This window comes from Salmonella sp. SAL04214, from assembly GCF_046550615.1.
Taxonomy (GTDB): Bacteria; Pseudomonadota; Gammaproteobacteria; order Enterobacterales; family Enterobacteriaceae; genus Salmonella; species Salmonella enterica.
This window is the reverse complement of sequence record NZ_JBGDXT010000002.1, coordinates 145,042-163,296: the sequence shown is the minus strand read 5'-3', so window position 1 is coordinate 163,296 and position 18,255 is coordinate 145,042. Positions and strand designations below refer to the sequence as shown.

Here is an 18,255-nt window from a genome sequence, read left to right as displayed (position 1 = left end):
TTTGTTCAGACGTCGGAATTTTTTGTTCTGCCGTCTGTTTTTTTTAGTGATGAGCTGTTCAGTGCAATAATAAGGGGTACAGTACGATGACTGATTTTTAAACTGCATATCATCTGTGTCGTATTTACTCATGGGTATTAGGTCAGGGAGAGAGAAGAATGAGTACTATTTTAAAGCCTTTTTTATTGGCAGTAACCCTGATGTTAATCTTAATAAGGCCTGGCTTTGCAACGGAGGATGGAGCGATAACCATGGTTAAAACCTACAGCGCTTATGACTATTTGCAGACCCGAGCGCGGTTGATGCACGCTGTCGCCGATCACGGTCTGGTGTTATTTGGGGAATTTGATCATGCCAGAGCGGCACAGAATGTTAACCTGAAAATGCCGCCGACAACGGTTCTGGTCTTTGGCAATCCTAAAGGCGGAACGCCTCTCATGCTGGCGCATCCCGAACTGGCGCTGGATTTACCGTTTCGGGTGCTCATTAGCCAGCAAGCCGATGGGCGAACGTTAGTCAGTTATCATCCCGCTGAAACGCTGCAACGTTATGGTCTTGATGCCGCAGACATACAGGCTTTGAAAAAACTGGAACAGCTCGTTGAAAAAAGTCTCCACTAAAGCTGAAAATCGGGCGATGTGTTTGCACAGGTGATGTCGCGAATAAATGCGCTCACATCGTCCATTACCTGATGAGATAAGGCGGCATCAAAGGTGGCGCTATCAGCATCACAGAACCCGTGCCGCGCATCGTACATTTTACACTGCACCCGGGGTCGCTTTTCCAGCGCCTGTCGCATGGCGCGGGGATCAAATGCCGGCTCATAACGCGCGATAATAACCAGTGTCGGACAGAGAGGCGCAAGATGAAGGTACTGGCGTATACGGGAACCGTAATAGCAAATGATGCCATCGCATAACCCACTGGCTGCACTTAGCCATGCGAGCGTTGCGCCGACGCTATACCCTACGACGATTAACGTCTCGTACTGCGTTCTGAGCTCGTGGAGTAACGTGGTAACGACGGCGGGATCAAAGCCGACATTTGCTGAAAAGTGACGGTAAGCCTCCTCCTGCTGTTCATAGCGAAAGGGGGTATGGTGAGGAAACAGCGCGGGAATATAGATGTCGAATCCGCGCGTCATCCATTCATGGCCTGCGCGTTGGATATGAGCGTTAATACCATAAATTTCATGCAGAATAATCGCTGCCCGGCGATGGCGGCTCGACAAACTGGAGGCGTTGCTTCCCCCGGATACGCCTGGGGCGAAAAACACGGTGTCTTTTATCATAACGCGTTCTTGATACAAAGAGAGCGGCTGGATTTTCGCCGATCACGCTATGTCAGAGGCGTTGTTCCTGTCAATGTACAGACACATTTTATGGCCTGATTTTTGGTTGATAAATTTTATATTGGTAAACCAATATGCTGTTCATATTCAGGCATCAGGGCTAAAGATGGAACATCAGTTGTGTATTGTCTACTGCCTTTCCTTTTATCTGGCTTCACTAACGAAACGGGGCGCATTATTGTTTTGTTGGTTGACCAGTTTCGCGTTTTTGGTGTGCTACGCGTGCTATCCCTCTTTACAAATGCTATAGTCTGATACCGGGAAATCGCATCGGACGGGCACAACCAATATGAAATCAAACACTTCTCAGCAAAGACCTTACCAGGAAGTGGGCGCAATGATACGGGATCTGATTGTTCAGACGCCGTACCGCCCCGGGGAGCGCTTGCCGCCGGAAAGAGAGATCGCTGAGAGGCTCAATGTGACGCGTACCGTCGTGCGTGAAGCGCTGATCATGCTGGAAATTAAAGGTCTGGTTGAAGTCCGCCGCGGCGCCGGGATCTACGTGCTCGACAGCGCGGTTAATAACGAGATGGAAGGCGCTGACGTCAATCACTGTAATGACGCCGGGCCGTTTGAACTGTTGCAGGCGCGTCAGTTGCTGGAAAGCAATATCGCTGAATTTGCCGCTCTGCAGGCCACCCGCGAGGACATCATTAAAATGCGCCAGGCGTTACAACTGGAAGAGCGAGAGCTCGCCTCCAGCGCGCCGGGCGGCTCAGAAAGCGGCGATATGCAGTTTCATCTGGCCATTGCCGAAGCGACCCATAACAGTATGTTGGTAGAGCTCTTCCGTCAGTCCTGGCAATGGCGTGAAAATAATCCGATGTGGCTCCAGCTTCATAGCCATCTGGGCGATACGCTTTACCGTAAGGAGTGGCTGGTCGATCATAAGCAGATCCTCGCGGCGTTAATTAAGAAAGACGCCCGCGCAGCGAAGCTGGCGATGTGGCAGCACCTGGAAAACGTGAAGCAGCGTCTGCTGGAGTTTTCCAATGTTGATGACATCTACTTTGATGGCTATCTGTTTGAGTCATGGCCGCTGGACAACGTTGATGCCTGATTATACCTGGAATAGCGTGGGCAGGCCCAGTCCACGTTTTACTTCCTGTAACGTCTTTTGAGTGACCTCATGGGCCCGCTCGCTACCTTTTTTCAGCAATTCCATTAGCATTCCCTTATCCGCAATAAAGGTTGCCCGCCGTTCGCGTATTGGCGCGATCAGTTCTTGCAGGCAGGTCTCCAGCTCATTTTTACAGACACGGTCGCCTAATCCGCCTTGTTGATAATGTGCTTTCATCGCCGCGACTTTGGCTTTATCCGGATGAAACGCATCCAGCCACGTAAAGACGACGTTACCTTCTATTTTTCCCGGATCGCTAATTTTTAAATGATTGGGATCGGTGTACATCGCGCTGACCGCACGGTGGATGGTCTCTTCGCTGGCGGAAAGAAGCAGGGTATTGCCGAGCGATTTCGACATCTTGGCGCTGCCGTCAATGCCTGGCAGACGGCCCGTATCGCTCAGGAGCGCCTGACAGGGTCGCAATACCGGCGAGGAGAAAAGACTATTCATCTTATGAACGATCTCATTCGTTTGCTCAATCATGGGCAATTGGTCGTCGCCAACCGGTACCATTTCGGCCTTAAAGGCGGTGATATCTGCCGCCTGGCTAATGGGATACGCCATGAACCCGACCGGCAGGGAACGGGTAAAGCCTTTTTGGGCAATCTCATTTTTTACCGTAGGATTACGCTCCACTCGGGCGACGGTAACAATATTCATATACAGCACCGTTAATTCGGCGAGGGCGGGTAACGCGGATTGCAGGCAGATCGTCGTTAGCGCGGGATCGATGCCGACGGCCAAATAGTCAGCTAACACCTGCGGAATATTATCGCGGATTTTTTGCGGATTACTGCCGTTATCGGTGAGTCCCTGCAGGTCGGCAATCAGGACATACTGTTGGTGATCCTGCTGTAGCGCGACGCGCTGGCGCAGTGAACCGACATAATGGCCGAGGTGCAACGAGCCGGTGGGGCGATCGCCAGTCAGAATGATGGGAAGGGTGTTCATTAAGGACTCCTTTATGCTTACTGTAAAGCCGAAAGACGTCCCGAAACGCAGTAGCCGCCTTTCGGCGGCTACTTAAAAAGGGATAGTGATCCGTGCCGCCTTCAGGAAGGCAGCCACCAGCGGAGATGACGTTGCGTAGCGTTGGATCGTTTCGTGTTCATGTGATCTAACGTATCACGACTAAACGTAAGGGTAAAGCGGCTGGCGTGTCGTCCGGGCATAAAGTCATATCGCCTGAACAGAGAACATGTTACTGACTTTGAAACGCGATTTTATAATTTGCTGCCCAAAAATACGTGGCGCTGAAAGGCGCATTTTTGATGCAAATCATTTATTACTGTGATAACACTGCGCGCGATAAAAACATTAAATATATTCACATAGTAAATATGTTCTATTGGAATGGTTGTTTTCGATATGACAAAAGTCTAAAAAACCCATTGATGTGAAAAGGAATAAGAATTGTCTATATTCCGATTCTGTGGAATTAAGTAATTTCTCGGATAAAAATAAGAAATGATATTGATATTTCTTTTTTGATATGGTTCTTATAGCGGCTATGGTTATTCAGGAAACGATGCTTGAATGCCTGGCGTAATAGATTTCAGGTCAGTAGCGCTATTGTAAAATGGATTGTTGATGGCAGAAGGTATTTAGCAAGAATCCAGTTATAGCAGATTGTCGGTATTTAATCTGGTATACAGAGACACCAACGAAATGGCTGGAAAATGGAACGTTCTTTCATTGTTGGCGTTCCGTCCTTGTCAGCCTGCTTTGCCGCATGATAATCACGGAGGGGGGATGGACGCCATCTATTTAAAACTGGACGGTATTGAAGGCGAAAGCCGGATCAAAGGTTTTGAAAACCAAATAAAACTTATTGCTTACAACCACAACCCGACAAAACGGGAGTCCGGCGAAGCGAGAGGGACATATATTGGAGGGTTGACGCTGACAAAGCCAGTCGATCTTGCTACGCCTGGCCTCTATGAGCACTATTGTAACGGGAAAACGGTGAAAGAAGGCGTGCTGACATTATGCCGTCGTGATAAGGGCGCAATGCTGCCATTTATTATTTATACGCTCACCAATGTGCGAATTTCACGCATGAGCAATCATGGCGACGCCGAAGGCAGCGCCACGGAGACCGTGGATTTGGTTTATAGCCATATTCGCTGGGATATTCCCGCATTAGCGTCGAAAAGCAAAACACGGCGGCCCCTTCACCGACAGGCGCTGTGGCGATGAGAACAAAACAAGCTTGCGGACTCGCAGTGGGCGATGCTGTATAGCGAAATGGCATTTAGCGGCTTGCGAAGGCTGATGAGCGCTCATGTAACCAATCGATTGCCTGAAAAGGCGATAACGCATGGCCCTTACACCCGTTATGATTTTTACGCATAGCCGCTAATAAAACGGCATTTTTTATATACACATCAAGTTGATAGTGTGTTTCTGACCTTGACGTAAATAAGCGGGAAAAGCGATGAAACACACCATTGGGATACTGGGGGGGATGGGACCTGCGGCAACGGCGGATATGTTGGAAAAATTTGTTGAATTGCGACATGCCAGTTGTGATCAACAACACATCCCGCTCATTGTCAGCTCTATCCCTGATATTCCCGATCGTACAGCATGTCTGTTATCCGGCGGGCCTTCGCCATACCGTTATCTGGAGCGTTATCTGCATATGCTGGAAGACGCCGGGGCGGAGTGTATCGTTATCCCATGCAACACTGCGCATTATTGGTTTGATGATTTACAGAACGTCGCGAAAGCGCGAATGATCAGCATCCTGGACGCCACCCTGGGGGATATTCCGCCATCGGCGCGGCACGTTGGTCTGCTGGCGACCAATGCGACGCTGGCGACCGGGTTATATCAAAAGAAAGCGCTGGCGCGGGGGCTGACGTTAATTCAGCCAGAAGACGCGGGGCAGGCGTTGGTAATGCAGGCTATTTATACGCTTAAACGTGGCGATAAAACTGCGGCGCAAGCGCTGCTGCTGCCGCAAATCGATAGCCTTATTGCCCGTGGCGCTCAGGCAATTATTATGGGGTGTACCGAAATTCCGCTTATTGTGGCCGGACATGAACGCGCGATAGCGTGCCCGATGATTGATTCCACAGCGTCGCTGGTGCGCGCGGCGATTCGTTGGTATGAGTCCTGGCCAGACACTCGCGCCTCTTTGACCGGGGAACAACGCCTTACCGCCTGAGGTGTTTACAGCGCGGCCTGAAGCCCACGCAGGTCGCGCCAAAATGTTTCGGCTACCTGACTCATGCGGGTATTCATGCGATAAGCATAAGCCTGAATCGGAATAACCAGTTCGTCGGCATCAAGCACTATCAGGCGTCCGTCGGTAATCTCCTGACGGATAGCATACTCGGGCAACCAGGCGATTCCGCAGCCGTCCATCGCAACCTGTTTTAACAATTCACTCATCGAAGAGACGAAAAATGTACTGAAACTCAGTTCAGCATGGCGAGTCAGGGTACGATTTATCAGCCGGCCCATATAGGAGTTCTGACTGTAATTAAGCAGGGGAAAGTGCGGCTGCTCAAGCGTATAGCGCGGCTCGCCCCGGCCATTGTTGGCGCAAACCGGAAACAGTCTCGACTCAAACAGGCGGATGTTATCAAACGGCGCTTGTTGCAGATTTTCATCGTGATAAGAAAAGATAAAATCGCTTTGCCCCTCACGTAACATATCCACCGCCTGGTCGACATCTATCGCCTCAACGGCGTAGGTAAACTGCGTCGGCATCTGCTTAACGATGGTCGGCAACAGGCCGAGGGAGAGCGAGTGGGCGGCGGCAATCTTGATTTTACGCAGCGTATAATCGCTGCCGCCGCGCAGTTCGGTCAGATTGCTTTCCAGCTGCTGTAACAGGTGGCGAACCTGAGAGTGAAAGATTTTACCCTGTTCGGAAAGCTGTAGCGGCGAGACCTGGCGGTTAAACAGTTCAACGCCCACGGCATGTTCCAGGGCGCGAATCCGCCGGCTAAAAGCGGGTTGCGATACGTTGCGGATAATGGCGGCCTGAGAGAAATTGCGGCACTTTTCCAGCGTCAGAAAATCATATAGCCATTTTGTCTCAATATTGTGCAAACCTGCTCCAGTTACATCCATTTACCGTTATCCTGTCAGCCGCCCGAAGGGGCATTCTACGTCCATTCGGGCGGCTGACAACCGCTTATCCCGTCCTCTTTCAGAATGCCGTGATGGGGCAGCCTGAAACTAGCGGGAATTACGCCGGTTCAAAGGTACCTTTTACGCAGGCTTTCCCCTCATTGACCATGCGTTTGCCGCGCGCATACACCTGCTCAATGCGTAAATCTGCGCTAAAGACGAGCAGATCCGCATCGTTACCGGGACGGATTTCGCCTTTGCCGTCCAGACTGAGGAAGGCGGCTACGCTGGTCGTCAGCGGGCGCAGAGCATCGGTCAGGCTGAATCCGTAGTGGTTAACCAGCGTCTGCAACGTCTCCAGCAAACTTTCGAAGCCCGCGACGCCGATACCCGTCAGATTTCCGGCAGCGTCAAATAGCGGCTGGCTGCCGTTGCCGTCTGAACTGAGCGTCACCCGGGAAAGCGGGACGCCGGCTTTTACCGCTCTGGCAATGCCCTCCGCCGGCGCGACGGGATCCGGGATACTGGTGGTAATGTCGATTACGCCGCCTTTAAGCGCAAACGCCAGCGCCTGCTCGAAAAGCGATTCGCTACGGTTGACGTGGGTAGGCAGCAGTTTACCGATCGGCACGTCGCTGTTTTCCAGGATGTCATACAGCGGCTGTAACCCTTTTTTGCTGCTGCCCATATGAAAAACGCTGACACCGGGTTTGCCGCCCAGCAGGCCGCCAACGCGTGATTCGGCGGCCATGCTGGCGAGTTGATTCCCGCTGGGCGCGGCGGAACGGTGGTCGGAGACTGCGCATTTCACGCCAATGACGCGATCGATCAGCGCGACGTCTTTTTCTACCGAGCCAGTAATGGTCGGCGACGGAACGTGATAAGCGCCCGTGAGCATCCAGGCGGTGATCCCCTCCTCATTTAGCGCTCGCGTTTTGGCTAACAGCGACGCGGGATGACGGCTGACGGAGTCGGTGCCAAGCAGGCCGACGACCGTTGTTATCCCGGCTTCCGTCAGGCGGCTCAGAGAGACTTCCGGCGTCCGCGTCGTCGGCCCCGCTTCGCCGCCGCCGCCGATCAGATGAACGTGTTGGTCGATAAAGCCCGGGCACAGCATACGGCCGCTAAGATTAATCACCGCACAGTCCGGTACGATATCGCCGGGGATGTCAGCGCCGACGGCAATAATTTTGCCATTCGCGAGTAGAACATCGCAGATGCCCCGGTCTTCTGGCGCAAACAGGTGCGCACCCTGTAACAAGGTAAACTCCGCGGCGGATAAATCAGGCATGATAACTCCTTATTAAACAATAAGCTGCATGACCCAGATCGACAGCAGCGCATTGATGGCGCAGACTGCGATAATATGCGGGTAATATTTGGCGTTGACTTCGGCAGTACCGAGACAGCGGCCGACATTCTGTACCGGGTTTCCCATCAGGTAAATGGCTGGCAGTAGTACGGTAACATCGTGGCCGCTTAGCGCGCCGGCGGTAGCCAGACTGGCCGCCACGCCAACGGCGCCGCCCATACTCATCAGCGAAGCCAGAAGCACCGTAGCCGCTTCGCCGGGAAGCCCCCACAACGCCATCACGGGCTGGCAGATATGGCCTACCCAGTCGAGCAGACCGGTAATTTTCAGCGCCTGAATAATGACAAATGCCATGACCACATTGGGTAACAGGTTGGTCGTGGCGATGGTAAAACCGCGGCGTGCGCCATCGATAAACATATCCATGACATTCTTACGTACCTGAGTCGTCATGATTGGGCTCCTTGCGCAGGGTGACGGCGTTCTTCGATGTTAATCCAGACGCGCAAAAGGTTTGCGCCGATAAATTTGAATAGCAGAATGACCACCAGCGGAATGATGACTGACGTTCCCAGAAAGGCGAATACCGCAACGCCGGAGGAGAAATAGTTGGTGATAATAGCGCTGCCGCTGGTCTGCCAGGCGGCAAAAATCACTTTATCGCGTTCAGTGATTTCGCCTTCCTGCGCCAGTTCTTTGGTCATACCCGCCGCGGCGTCGGTATTTTGCAGGTTGGCGATCAGCGCCAGTGAGCAAATACCGGGAATGCCAAGCAACGGTTTCAGGATGGGCGTCATCAGTTGCTGCGCCGCCCGCAGACCGCCCAGTCCATCCGTAATCGCGATGATACCCAGAGAAAGGATAACCGACGGCGCCAGCTCCAGCGCAAAAAGGAAGCCATCTTTCGCGCCCGTTCCGCCCGCGCCGCGAAAGGTCTGCGTACCGGTCACATGACCGAATGACCCGTTGAGTACGGTAAAATCAAAAACGCGCCACCAGCCTTCGCTTCCGGAAAATACGCCGGAAAAGAAAATAATGGTGAGAAAAAACGCCAGGTATCCCTTTATCCCGACCTTTTCTGTATCAAGCGGCATGGCCGCCCCGTCCACTTGTTGCGCCATAGCGATCCCCGAATTTTTTTGATGATGTGTTGGTTGTAGCCACAGGCCAAAAAGCCCGAAACAGAAAGACCTTATCAGCCATAAGGGTAAGGACAAAATGCAAGTATGTATCGTGCTATGCGTTTCTTGCATAGCAGCGCGAAAAATCACCATCTTCGCTACTGCCGGAGGCGCGGGGAACCGTGGACGGTATAACGCGAGGTAAAAAAGCAAAGAAACAGGTGTTGGCGCAGGCCGGAGCCGGGAGCAGGAAAAAGGGGAAATAAATTTGACGTTAGTCAATTTCACGCCACTTAATTATCGTTGTTAAAAAATAGGATTTTTTAACCTAAATTTTACTTTTTTACTGTAATTTTTCACGCCTTAAGAGGAATTGTCACGGTCAGGTCAGTAGCCGCTGATGGGGCAGCTTGCGCCCTAAGAATCCTGCGAGCAGGTAATAAAAAACGAATAATCGAATTAATTTCATAATGTGATTTATTTATAATTGTGATGATTTGAGAGGGAACGATAATCATCATAATGGAATATATAGCCAAAATAATTCGAGTTGCTTAAAGGCGGCAAGGGAGTGAGTCCCCAGGAGCATAGATAACTATGTAACTGGGGTGAGCAACGGCCCGTCAGGGCGAGGCCCATGGATGGGCCGGGTAATCCGTAGCCAACACATTATCCACTTGAAGTATGAAGGGTATATAAAATAACAGGCAGATTGATAGCACTAAAAACCATAGAATAAGTATAGTTTTTAGTGGCATCTTTACCCTGAAATAACGTATTGAGAATGTGCTATTAAAAACAGATCCGCATTGCGCCGCGAACAGCGTTAAAGATACAACCCGGTGCGGATAGCGTGGGTTTACTCTACCGCTTATTCACGTACCACAAACCGTTTTTGTTTTATCTGCTGCGCGGCGCTGATCAGCGCGGCAAAAAAGAGCGCCGCGGCGCCGCAAAGCGTGGCGTTGATAATTGCCGACGCGCCATTGCCTGACAGACTGGCGGCGAGCGGACCGAGAATTTGCCCAATACCATACGTTAGCGTCACCAGGCCTAACAAATTAATATTGCCCGGCGCGCTGAGTTGTCGGGCTAGCGGCATCACCAGCGAGGTTGTGCCCATAAACGTGGCGCCAAAACCAATACTGCTCAGTATTAACAGCAACAATGAGTCGCTGGCGAGAGACAGCAGCACGCAGGCGCTCTGGATCAACAGGTTCGCGGTCAGACATGGCAGGACGCCCCAATGTTTTGCCGCCCACAGCCAGCCGAAGCAGCCGGGAATGATCGCCAGGCCGACCAACGACCAAAGGTGCGCCGTGAGTAGCGGAGAGCCCGCGCTTTTCGCCATCAGCGGCAAATAGGTGGCGACAATGATGTAGCCGAATCCGGCGAAACCGTACAACAGCGCCAGTTGCCACCAGGGCATAGGCTGATTTTCGATTCTTGCTAAGGGCGCAGGCGGCAGCGCATGAGCGCGGGGGGGAATCAACATTGCCACGATTAATAGCAATATACCGGCGAGCGCTCCGGCCCCCAGCCATAGCGAATGGGCCGAAAGCGCATAATGTAAACCGCCAATGACATATTCGTTGCCCAGTGCAATCCCGGCCCCGACGCCGGAAAAGAGCGCGGCGATCACAAACGGATGGCGGGTATGATGCAACACAATCATTGATCCAAAAATCATCATTCCCGCACTCGCGACGCCTGCCAGGAAGCGCACCAACATGACGACCGCGGGCTGAGTAAATATCGCCATAGACAGAATAAGAATACCGGTGGCGACCGCCGAAGCCAGCAGCATGGGGCGTAGACGAGAGGGGAGATGAAAAAGGCCAAAGGAAAACAGTAAGCTTCCCGCCAGGTACCCTGCATAATTGGCGCTGGCAATCCAGGAGAGCTGATTAAACGTTAGCTGCTTTTCCGCCAGCATTACCGGCAGCATGGGCGTATACAGAAAGCGGCCAACTCCCATCCCCAGCGTCAATACCATCATACCGAAAAGCGCCGTAAAAATGGGATGGCGAGGTGAAGCGCTCTGAGCATGAACCATGGTTTTTCTCTTTGCTAAAGTAAGGCAGGAATGCCGGATTGTTGTTGTAAATGATAATGAAAAGTAAAATTAATGTTTCAAATTTGCAAGAAAAGAAAGTGAGGCGCAGGCGAATAACGGATTGAGAAGAGGGGCATCGGTGGGAAATGACATTAAATTAATGCCTCCCACGTGCGGGGTTTGGCAGTTAATCTGAACGAGAATTGCGCCTTCCCCTTCTTAGATACTGAGCAGTGCCGGTATTTGCGACAGTAAATATAACACCAGACCGATAGCGCCGCCGACCAGCGTGCCGTTCACGCGGATAAACTGCAAATCTTTACCGATATTAAGCTCAATCTGCTGCGACATATCGCGCGCATCCCAGCCTTTTACGGTATCGCTGATGTGGCGCGTCAGGAAGGCGGCGAATTCCGGCGCGACGCGGTGCGCGGCCTGTTCCAGATGACCGTTAAGCGAGGCGCGTAATGCGTCGTCGGCGATCAGCGTCTCGCCAAACCATTGTCCGGCATGAGCGATGCGCTGCTTCACCTTTGAGTCTTCGGCGTTGATATCTGTTTTTAACCACTGGCGCAGATCCGCCCAGATCTCGCCGAGATAGCGGTTAAACGCCTCATCTTCCTTCAGATAACTTTTAATATTTTCTGCCCGGGCAGCCATTTCTGGATCATGTTTAAGCTTATCGATCAGCTTATACGTCGCGCGATCGAAGGCATGACGAATCTGATGCGCGCGGTCGTGACTGATATCATCCAGCAGAGAATTCACCGCGTCGGAGACCAGTTCAGCGCTGTGTTCTCCCAGCCATTCGGTCGGCAGAATCTTCGCTTTTAACGGATGCTCGGTCTCCAGCCAGCGTATGATCTGTCTGGCGATAAATGTTCGGGAGCTGTCACGCTGTAACAGGGCGATAAGCTGGGCGATCAGCGTATCGAGTAACACCTGGTGACGATCGTTTTTGGTCATGCTTTCCAGCATCAGGGCGCTGGTGCCGGAAAGATCCACTTTATCAATCGCCTTATGTACCGCTCGTTTGAGCAGCCGCTGAATACGGGCGTCATCGGTCAGTTCCAGAAAGCCGCTCATAATTTGCAGCAGATGCTGCCCGACCCGGCTGGCGTTGTCCGGCTGGCTGAACCAGTTTCCGATAAGCAGCGCGGGTTCATGGCGGCGGATTAGCGCGATCAGCGACTGCGTATCAAGGAACTTCTCCTGCACAAATTGCCCAAGATTTTCGCCGATTCGGTCTTTGTTACGGGGAATAATCGCCGTATGTCGTGAAATAAACGGAATGGGAATGCGGCGAAACAGCGCCACCACGGCAAACCAGTCCGCCAGCGCGCCAACCATCGCCGCTTCGGCAATAGCTTTTACGCCCAGCACCCAAAAACTGGGCGGCAGGAAAAGCGTGGTCACAAACGTCGCGGCGGCTATCAGCAACAGTGAGAGCGCCAGGCGTTTGGCGCGTTTGAGTTCGGCGATTTTATTCATAGGGTTAAGGATAGAGCCAGACGGCAGGAACGTGCAAAAAACATCAGATTATCCTGTGCCGGATAAGCCTCTATCCGGCAGAGTGTTTACTTCTCAGCGGCCAGTTCTGCCGCCTCATGCTGGCGCACGCGCTGTAATAGTGTCGCCAGAGTGAAGACCACAATCACCCCGGCCACCGCTGCCAGCAGGTGAAACGGCAGTCTCCCGCCGTGAAACCACAGCCAGCGGCCAACTTCGACCGACACCGCCATCACCGTCAGAATCACCATGTTCAGCGAGGCTGAAACCGTCCCTTTTGGCAAGTTGTTGGAGAAAAGCGTGAAGCGAAATAGCGTCGGGAAAATCATTCCAATGCCGAACGCGTACAGGCTGGTGCCCAGCACAGACCAAAGCCAGACGTGCGGCAGAAGAAGATTACCGAGGAGTAATGTCGCCAGCCCGCTTAACTGGATTGGTACGGCGCGCCAGATAAAACGCGGTCGGGTTGGATCTTTCACCAGGCGCACAACGATCATATTGGCCACGATCACCGCGCCGAATACGGGCACCTGCGCCCAGGCGAATTGCGAAGTACTCATCCCGCCGGCATCGATCAGGATCACCGGCGACACCGCCACCCAGCTCATCATCGGGATGTAGCTCAACGACAGTGTCGCCGCCCCGGTGAGAAAAATCGGGTTGCGAAACACATTACGAAAATCGCGCAGTACGCTCACCGCGCTGAACGGCACCGCGCCGCGTTGCACCGTTTCTGGCATCGCCAGCAGCAGGCCGCACAACGCCAACAGTCCCATCACCGCAATAATACCGAACAGTACCTTCCAGTGAACGAAGTGCATCAGCGCGGCGCCGGAGAGCGGGCCGATAACCGGAGCGACCAGCACAATGGAGGTAATAATCGCCATCAGCTTAATGGCTTTGGTTTGACCGAAGGCCTCCTGTACCGTGACGTAGCCGACCGTTGCGATAAAGCAAATGCTGGTGCCCTGCACAAAACGGGCAACCAGAAACTGCGTCATTGAGGTCGTCAACAGCGTTGCCGCGCAGGCGAGAGTAAAAATTAATGCGCCTGCAATCAGCACTGGCCGGCGGCCAATCCTGTCGGATAGCGGCCCCAGAAGCCATTGCAACGCCATTCCGCCCGCCAGATAGAGACTGACCGAGGCCGGCGCAAGACTGACGTCAGCATTAAAATCGCGCACGACGTTAATGATGCCAGGCTGAATCAGATCCGTCGTCAGATAGGCGGCAAAATCGTACAAAATCAGCGCCATCGGGAAAAATAACGTTGTGGCGCGTTGGGAGAAAAACTGAATAATCCGTTGCATAAAAATGCGCTCCATGTCGGAGAACCCCATGATGGGATAGCGAAACTCAATACCGTCATCGTGACGTCAGGCAGGCGATGGAAACAGCGGCTGCGGATGTACTGAATTTCATGTAATCAAAAACGCTGCCGGTGAAAACACAGACAGGAAGAGACGCGTTCTGAATCTCGTCAGAACGTGTGGCGATTACAGATAACAATCAGCACATCACACCTCGGGAAATTTACGTTGCACGGAAAATATACACATTAAGTGTAATTAAATTTTGATGTTAATCAAAAGAGTTTGTCTGGTTAATAAAGATAAAGGCAGGGCGCGCAGGCTGGTATTTTGCGTGTTCAGTTCCGAAAATGCATGTGCATTACAGATAACAGGATTTATCTTTCGTCGCGCCTCGCAATGCTGAAAAGGTACGGATGAGAAAGGAATTTTCAGGAGGTAGAGTCGCAGCATCCTGGTTTGGGGTGACGGAGCGCCATGAAAAAATCGACGACCTCAACACCGCATGATGCGGTGTTTAAAACCTTTTTGCGCCACCCGGAAACCGCCCGCGATTTTATGGAGATTCATCTGCCGGTGTCGTTACGCCAGCTTTGCGACCTGCGGACGCTAAAGCTGGAGCCCGGCAGTTTTATTGAAAAAATCTGCGAGCCTACTATTCCGATGTGCTTTGGTCGCTGAAAACGCGCGAGGGCGACGGTTATATCTATGTCGTGATTGAACATCAGAGCACGCCGGATGCGCATATGGCGTTTCGGCTGATGCGGTATGCGATGGCGGCAATGCAACAGCATCTGGATGCGGGGCATAAGCATCTTCCGCTGGTGGTGCCGATGCTGTTTTATCACGGTGTTGATAGCCCGTATCCTTTTTCGCTGTGCTGGCTGGATGAGTTTGCGAACCCGGAAGTGGCAAGAAGACTCTATGCCGCTGCCTTTCCGCTGGTCGATATTACAGTGGTATCGGATGATGACATTATGCAGCACCGCCGCATTGCGCTGCTGGAGCTCATCCAAAAACATATCCGCCAGCGGGACCTGCTGGGACTGGTTGAACGAATTGCTTCGCTGTTAGTTACTGGTTGCGCTAATGACAGGCAGCTTAAAGCGCTGTTTAATTATCTTATGATTCAGCACGGACATACGCCTCGTTTCACCACGTTTATTCGTGATGTGGTAGGGCATGTCCCGCACACTAAGGAGAGACTGATGACGCTGATAGAGAGGATCCGCGCAGCGGATCGCAGAAAAGGGGAACGGCAAGGAAGACAGCTCGGTCTGGAGGAAGGATTAGCAGAAGGATTAGAAAAAGGGCTGGAAAAAGGTCAGCATGTTGCCGCATTGCGTATCGCCAGACAGATGCTGGCGGACGGACTTGACCGCGAGACTGTCCAGCGGTTCACCGGCCTTACGGCTGAAGAGCTTCAGGATGTTAGCCACTAACGCGGTTCCAGTCTGAATGTTGCAGGCCCGGTGCCCGCCGGGCAACGCTCTCTATAATTATCGCTGATAACCGCACGAATATACCGAACTTTACCGATAGCGCCAGCCATCTCTACTACCCTTATTGTTCTGAGCGGCATTTCCGGCTGCCTTAATGACGATAACAAGGAGACATGTGATATGGCTTACCAGACAGTGAATCCTGCCAATAATCAGCTCATTAAAGAGTATCCCCCGCACACGGACGCGGATATTGAAGCCGCGCTGCAAAAAGCTGACGCGCTCTATCACTCCGACTGGTCCAAGGGAGAGATTGACCAACGTCTGCCGGTACTGCATAAGCTGGCTGACTTGATCGACAGCCGTGTTGAAGAACTGGCAAAAATCGCCAGCCAGGAGATGGGCAAGCTCATCGAGCAAAGCCGTGGCGAAGTCAAACTATGCGCGCAGATCGCTCGCTATTATGCGGATAACGCGAAGCAGTTTCTTGCCCCGGTGCCTTATAAAACCGAGTTTGGCGACGCGTGGGTAGAACATCATCCGATTGGCGTCATCATGGCTGTTGAGCCGTGGAACTTCCCGTACTATCAGTTGATGCGTGTGCTGGCGCCGAACCTGGCCGCAGGTAACCCGGTGCTGGCGAAACATGCCAGCATCGTACCGCACTGCGCCGAGACGTTTGCCCATCTGGTGCGTGAAGCCGGCGCGCCGGAAGGCGCATGGACCAACCTGTTTATTTCCTCCGATCAGGTGGCGAACATCATCGCCGACCCGCGCGTGCAGGGTGCGGCGCTGACCGGATCTGAAAAAGCGGGGAGCGCCGTGGCGGCACAGGCGGCGAAGCACATTAAAAAATCGACGCTGGAACTGGGCGGGAACGATGTGTTCGTCGTGCTGGACGATGCCGATCTTGAGAAAGCGGTGAAAATTGGCGTGCAGGCACGGCTCACTAATGCAGGACAGGTATGTACGGCGGCGAAGCGCTTTATCCTGCATGAGAAAATCGCCGATCAATTCCTCAGCCAGTTCACCGAGGCGTTCAGGAAGGTGAAGGTGGGGGATCAGATGGATGCTTCTACCGAACTGGGGCCGCTGTCGTCGAAAGATGCGCTGGATACATTGACCAGACAGGTCGAGGAAGCGGTGAAAAATGGCGCGACGCTGCACGTTGGCGGCAAGCCGCTGGAAAGCAAAGGCAACTTCTTTGAGCCGACCATTCTGACCCACATTACGCGTGACAACCCGGCGTACTTTGAAGAGTTCTTCGGCCCGGTGGCGCAGATGTATGTGGTGAAAGACGATGACGAGGCGGTAAAACTCGCCAACGATTCCCACTACGGCCTGGGCGGCGCGGTGTTTAGTCAGGATATTGAGCGTGCTAAACGCATGGCCTCCCGGATTGAAACCGGGATGGTTTATATCAACTGGCTGACCGACACCGCAGCGGAGCTGCCGTTCGGCGGCGTTAAGCGTTCGGGCTTCGGACGCGAGCTATCGGATCTGGGGATTAAGGAGTTTGTGAACCAGAAGCTGGTAGTGGTGCGCCGCTAATCCCTGTTGCCCCTCTGAAATCGGGAGGGGCCTGGCTTTTTGCAGCGAAGGACGCGGATCTTAAATCAGAACGAAATAAGCGAACAAAACACCCTCAATCGCCCTCCTTATTTATCCACGTTGCACTAACCGTGCTTTTTATCCCGGTATTGTTTGTACAGACATTCATGATGCCCGCATTTTCTGTTCTATGCGGAGGCCGGTATGGAATTTTACGAGAACCGCCCCAGACAACCATTCATTGGCTTTGTGCAGCTCAGACGGGCGCTAAAAAGGTGGTGGCTGCGTAAGCGGGCCTGTCAGGCGCTGCGACGAATGAGTGACGAGCAGTTAAAGGATATTGGGTTGGAAAGGAAGGATGTGGAATAACAGATAAGAGCCAGTAAAACTGGAAAGGCTGGATAATCTTATCTTAACCTCTCCAGTAGGTGGGTATCCTGGAACGCTAATTTTCCTGCCAGGCTTTCTCGATCAGCAGTTTGGCTTTATCCAGATCGTGTTCGTTACGCACAATCAATTCGACGTCGCCGGTTCCCCAGTGGCCAATATGCGTGACGTCCCGGCTAAATCCTTCTTCAAGCTGGATATGCTGTGGATTGATTTTCAGCCACAGGCGTAGGTGTGGGTCGGTCACGGGATAAACGGCCACGCACAGAAAGTTACGAATGAGGTGGAAGGCGTCATAGAGCTTAAGCTCTTTAAACTGAACCTCATCACTGAGTGAGAGCACATAGCTTTTTAGCTGTTCATATAATGAAAGCAGCGCGGGAGAGGCCGAAGAGAGCTGTTCGCGCTGCGTGCGGGTATGGCGTTTACCGCTGCTGACGGAACCGTTCGCGATGATGTACTGAGGGCTATTTTCGACCACGGCGTTAACCAGTTCCAGCATTAACAGGTCGTCGGCAAAAAGCTTGTAGCGAATCAGGTTGATATTGCGGTTGATTTGCTGAACGGCATGTTCGTCGTATTTATTAAAATCGGCGGCAATACAGATTAACCGTGTGCCGGACCAGTCAATGGCTTTGGCCGCGGTTTTACTTATTTTTTCCATCACCAGCAACTGAAATTCCGCTTTATGATCGAGCAGCCAGTCGAGATAAAAGAGCCCCTGGTTAATGACGTTTTCATTGCTGTGGCGCTTATATTCAATAATCACCGGGCAGTTATTTTCATCGAGGCCGAGGGAATCAATTCGCCCACGATGGGTTTTACCCGTGTGGTATTCGGTCTCGAGAAAGCGGACGCCAAGGAACGTTTCCATATGGGATTCGATCAGCATTTGCAGATCTTTTTCAATGGCTGCGGCTTTGCCCGGTAGTTCTTGTACTTTCCCGCCACCGAGGCGGAAAAGCTGGATATCGCTCATGGATCCCTCCTGAATTTCATATTAC

At 52.5% G+C, this 18,255-nt stretch carries 17 protein-coding genes and 1 pseudogene; 7 read left to right on the top strand and 11 right to left on the bottom strand.

What is annotated here, in order from left to right; all coding sequences use genetic code 11:
* Window positions 1-158: 158 nt before the first annotated feature.
* A complete protein-coding gene (locus ACLJQD_RS03965) occupies window positions 159-620 on the top strand; it encodes a DUF302 domain-containing protein (protein WP_001654330.1) in 462 nt (153 codons plus the stop codon).
* On the opposite strand, the gene ACLJQD_RS03960 is transcribed toward ACLJQD_RS03965, so the two are convergent.
* Entirely contained in the window at window positions 617-1,291 is a 675-nt protein-coding gene (locus ACLJQD_RS03960; protein WP_017441742.1) for a dienelactone hydrolase family protein, read from the bottom strand. The genes ACLJQD_RS03965 and ACLJQD_RS03960 overlap by 4 nt on opposite strands.
* 349 nt (window positions 1,292-1,640) lie before the next feature.
* Between ACLJQD_RS03960 and uxuR the strand changes: the two genes are divergently transcribed.
* Complete coding sequence (gene uxuR, locus ACLJQD_RS03955) at window positions 1,641-2,414, top strand: Uxu operon transcriptional regulator (RefSeq protein WP_017441743.1); 774 nt, start codon at window positions 1,641-1,643, stop codon at window positions 2,412-2,414.
* Here uxuR and trpS read toward each other — a convergent pair whose 3' ends face one another.
* Window positions 2,415-3,428, bottom strand: coding sequence for a tryptophan--tRNA ligase (gene trpS, locus ACLJQD_RS03950; RefSeq protein ID WP_001094611.1), 1,014 nt, complete (start codon window positions 3,426-3,428; stop codon window positions 2,415-2,417).
* A 717-nt stretch (window positions 3,429-4,145) separates the two neighbouring features.
* Here trpS and ACLJQD_RS03945 point away from each other — a divergent pair.
* Window positions 4,146-4,676 (top strand): Hcp family type VI secretion system effector, encoded by a 531-nt coding sequence (locus ACLJQD_RS03945; protein WP_000907671.1) that lies wholly within the window; start codon window positions 4,146-4,148, stop codon window positions 4,674-4,676.
* A 238-nt stretch (window positions 4,677-4,914) separates the two neighbouring features.
* Window positions 4,915-5,649 (top strand): aspartate/glutamate racemase family protein, encoded by a 735-nt coding sequence (locus ACLJQD_RS03940; protein WP_000683247.1) that lies wholly within the window; start codon window positions 4,915-4,917, stop codon window positions 5,647-5,649.
* A gap of 5 nt (window positions 5,650-5,654) precedes the next feature.
* Here ACLJQD_RS03940 and hypT read toward each other — a convergent pair whose 3' ends face one another.
* The 7 genes from hypT to mdtM all read right to left on the bottom strand — a co-directional run bounded on the left by hypT (window position 5,655) and on the right by mdtM (window position 13,871).
* A complete protein-coding gene (gene hypT, locus ACLJQD_RS03935; protein ID WP_000383509.1) occupies window positions 5,655-6,563 on the bottom strand; it encodes a hypochlorite stress DNA-binding transcriptional regulator HypT in 909 nt (302 codons plus the stop codon).
* Window positions 6,564-6,681: 118 nt separating this feature from the next.
* Window positions 6,682-7,854: a beta-aspartyl-peptidase gene (gene iadA / locus ACLJQD_RS03930; RefSeq protein WP_001113057.1), complete on the bottom strand. Its 1,173-nt coding sequence runs from the start codon at window positions 7,852-7,854 to the stop codon at window positions 6,682-6,684.
* A 12-nt stretch (window positions 7,855-7,866) separates the two neighbouring features.
* Window positions 7,867-8,328 carry a YjiG family protein gene (locus ACLJQD_RS03925; protein ID WP_000211979.1) on the bottom strand — a complete coding sequence of 154 codons (462 nt, stop codon included), beginning with the start codon at window positions 8,326-8,328 and terminating at the stop codon, window positions 7,867-7,869.
* Complete coding sequence (locus ACLJQD_RS03920) at window positions 8,325-8,996, bottom strand: nucleoside recognition domain-containing protein (RefSeq protein ID WP_000068752.1); 672 nt, start codon at window positions 8,994-8,996, stop codon at window positions 8,325-8,327. Before ACLJQD_RS03920 ends, ACLJQD_RS03925 begins: the two co-directional genes overlap by 4 nt.
* An 871-nt stretch (window positions 8,997-9,867) precedes the next feature.
* Window positions 9,868-11,052: an MFS transporter gene (locus tag ACLJQD_RS03915; protein WP_017441744.1), complete on the bottom strand. Its 1,185-nt coding sequence runs from the start codon at window positions 11,050-11,052 to the stop codon at window positions 9,868-9,870.
* Between the two features lie 219 nt (window positions 11,053-11,271).
* Window positions 11,272-12,543, bottom strand: a complete 1,272-nt coding sequence (locus ACLJQD_RS03910) for a DUF445 domain-containing protein (RefSeq protein WP_001033033.1) — start codon at window positions 12,541-12,543, stop codon at window positions 11,272-11,274.
* A gap of 86 nt (window positions 12,544-12,629) precedes the next feature.
* Window positions 12,630-13,871, bottom strand: coding sequence for a multidrug efflux MFS transporter MdtM (gene mdtM / locus ACLJQD_RS03905; RefSeq protein ID WP_001188918.1), 1,242 nt, complete (start codon window positions 13,869-13,871; stop codon window positions 12,630-12,632).
* Between the two features lie 477 nt (window positions 13,872-14,348).
* Here mdtM and ACLJQD_RS03900 point away from each other — a divergent pair.
* Both ACLJQD_RS03900 and ACLJQD_RS03895 read left to right on the top strand, forming a co-directional pair.
* Window positions 14,349-15,313: pseudogene (locus ACLJQD_RS03900) on the top strand (Rpn family recombination-promoting nuclease/putative transposase).
* A 180-nt stretch (window positions 15,314-15,493) separates the two neighbouring features.
* A complete protein-coding gene (locus ACLJQD_RS03895; protein WP_017441745.1) occupies window positions 15,494-16,864 on the top strand; it encodes an NAD-dependent succinate-semialdehyde dehydrogenase in 1,371 nt (456 codons plus the stop codon).
* Window positions 16,865-16,958: 94 nt separating this feature from the next.
* Here ACLJQD_RS03895 and ACLJQD_RS03890 read toward each other — a convergent pair whose 3' ends face one another.
* The gene (locus ACLJQD_RS03890) at window positions 16,959-17,102 is read right to left on the bottom strand and encodes a hypothetical protein (RefSeq protein ID WP_031601813.1); all 144 of its coding nucleotides are present in this window, start codon (window positions 17,100-17,102) and stop codon (window positions 16,959-16,961) included.
* Between ACLJQD_RS03890 and yjiS the strand changes: the two genes are divergently transcribed.
* Complete coding sequence (gene yjiS / locus ACLJQD_RS03885) at window positions 17,069-17,233, top strand: DUF1127 domain-containing protein YjiS (RefSeq protein WP_000397915.1); 165 nt, start codon at window positions 17,069-17,071, stop codon at window positions 17,231-17,233. The genes ACLJQD_RS03890 and yjiS overlap by 34 nt on opposite strands.
* A gap of 76 nt (window positions 17,234-17,309) precedes the next feature.
* Here the strand turns inward: yjiS and ACLJQD_RS03880 are convergent, their stop codons facing one another.
* On the bottom strand, window positions 17,310-18,230 hold the full coding sequence (locus ACLJQD_RS03880) for a DUF5655 domain-containing protein (RefSeq protein WP_017441746.1): 921 nt from the start codon (window positions 18,228-18,230) through the stop codon (window positions 17,310-17,312).
* Window positions 18,231-18,255 lie beyond the last annotated feature (25 nt).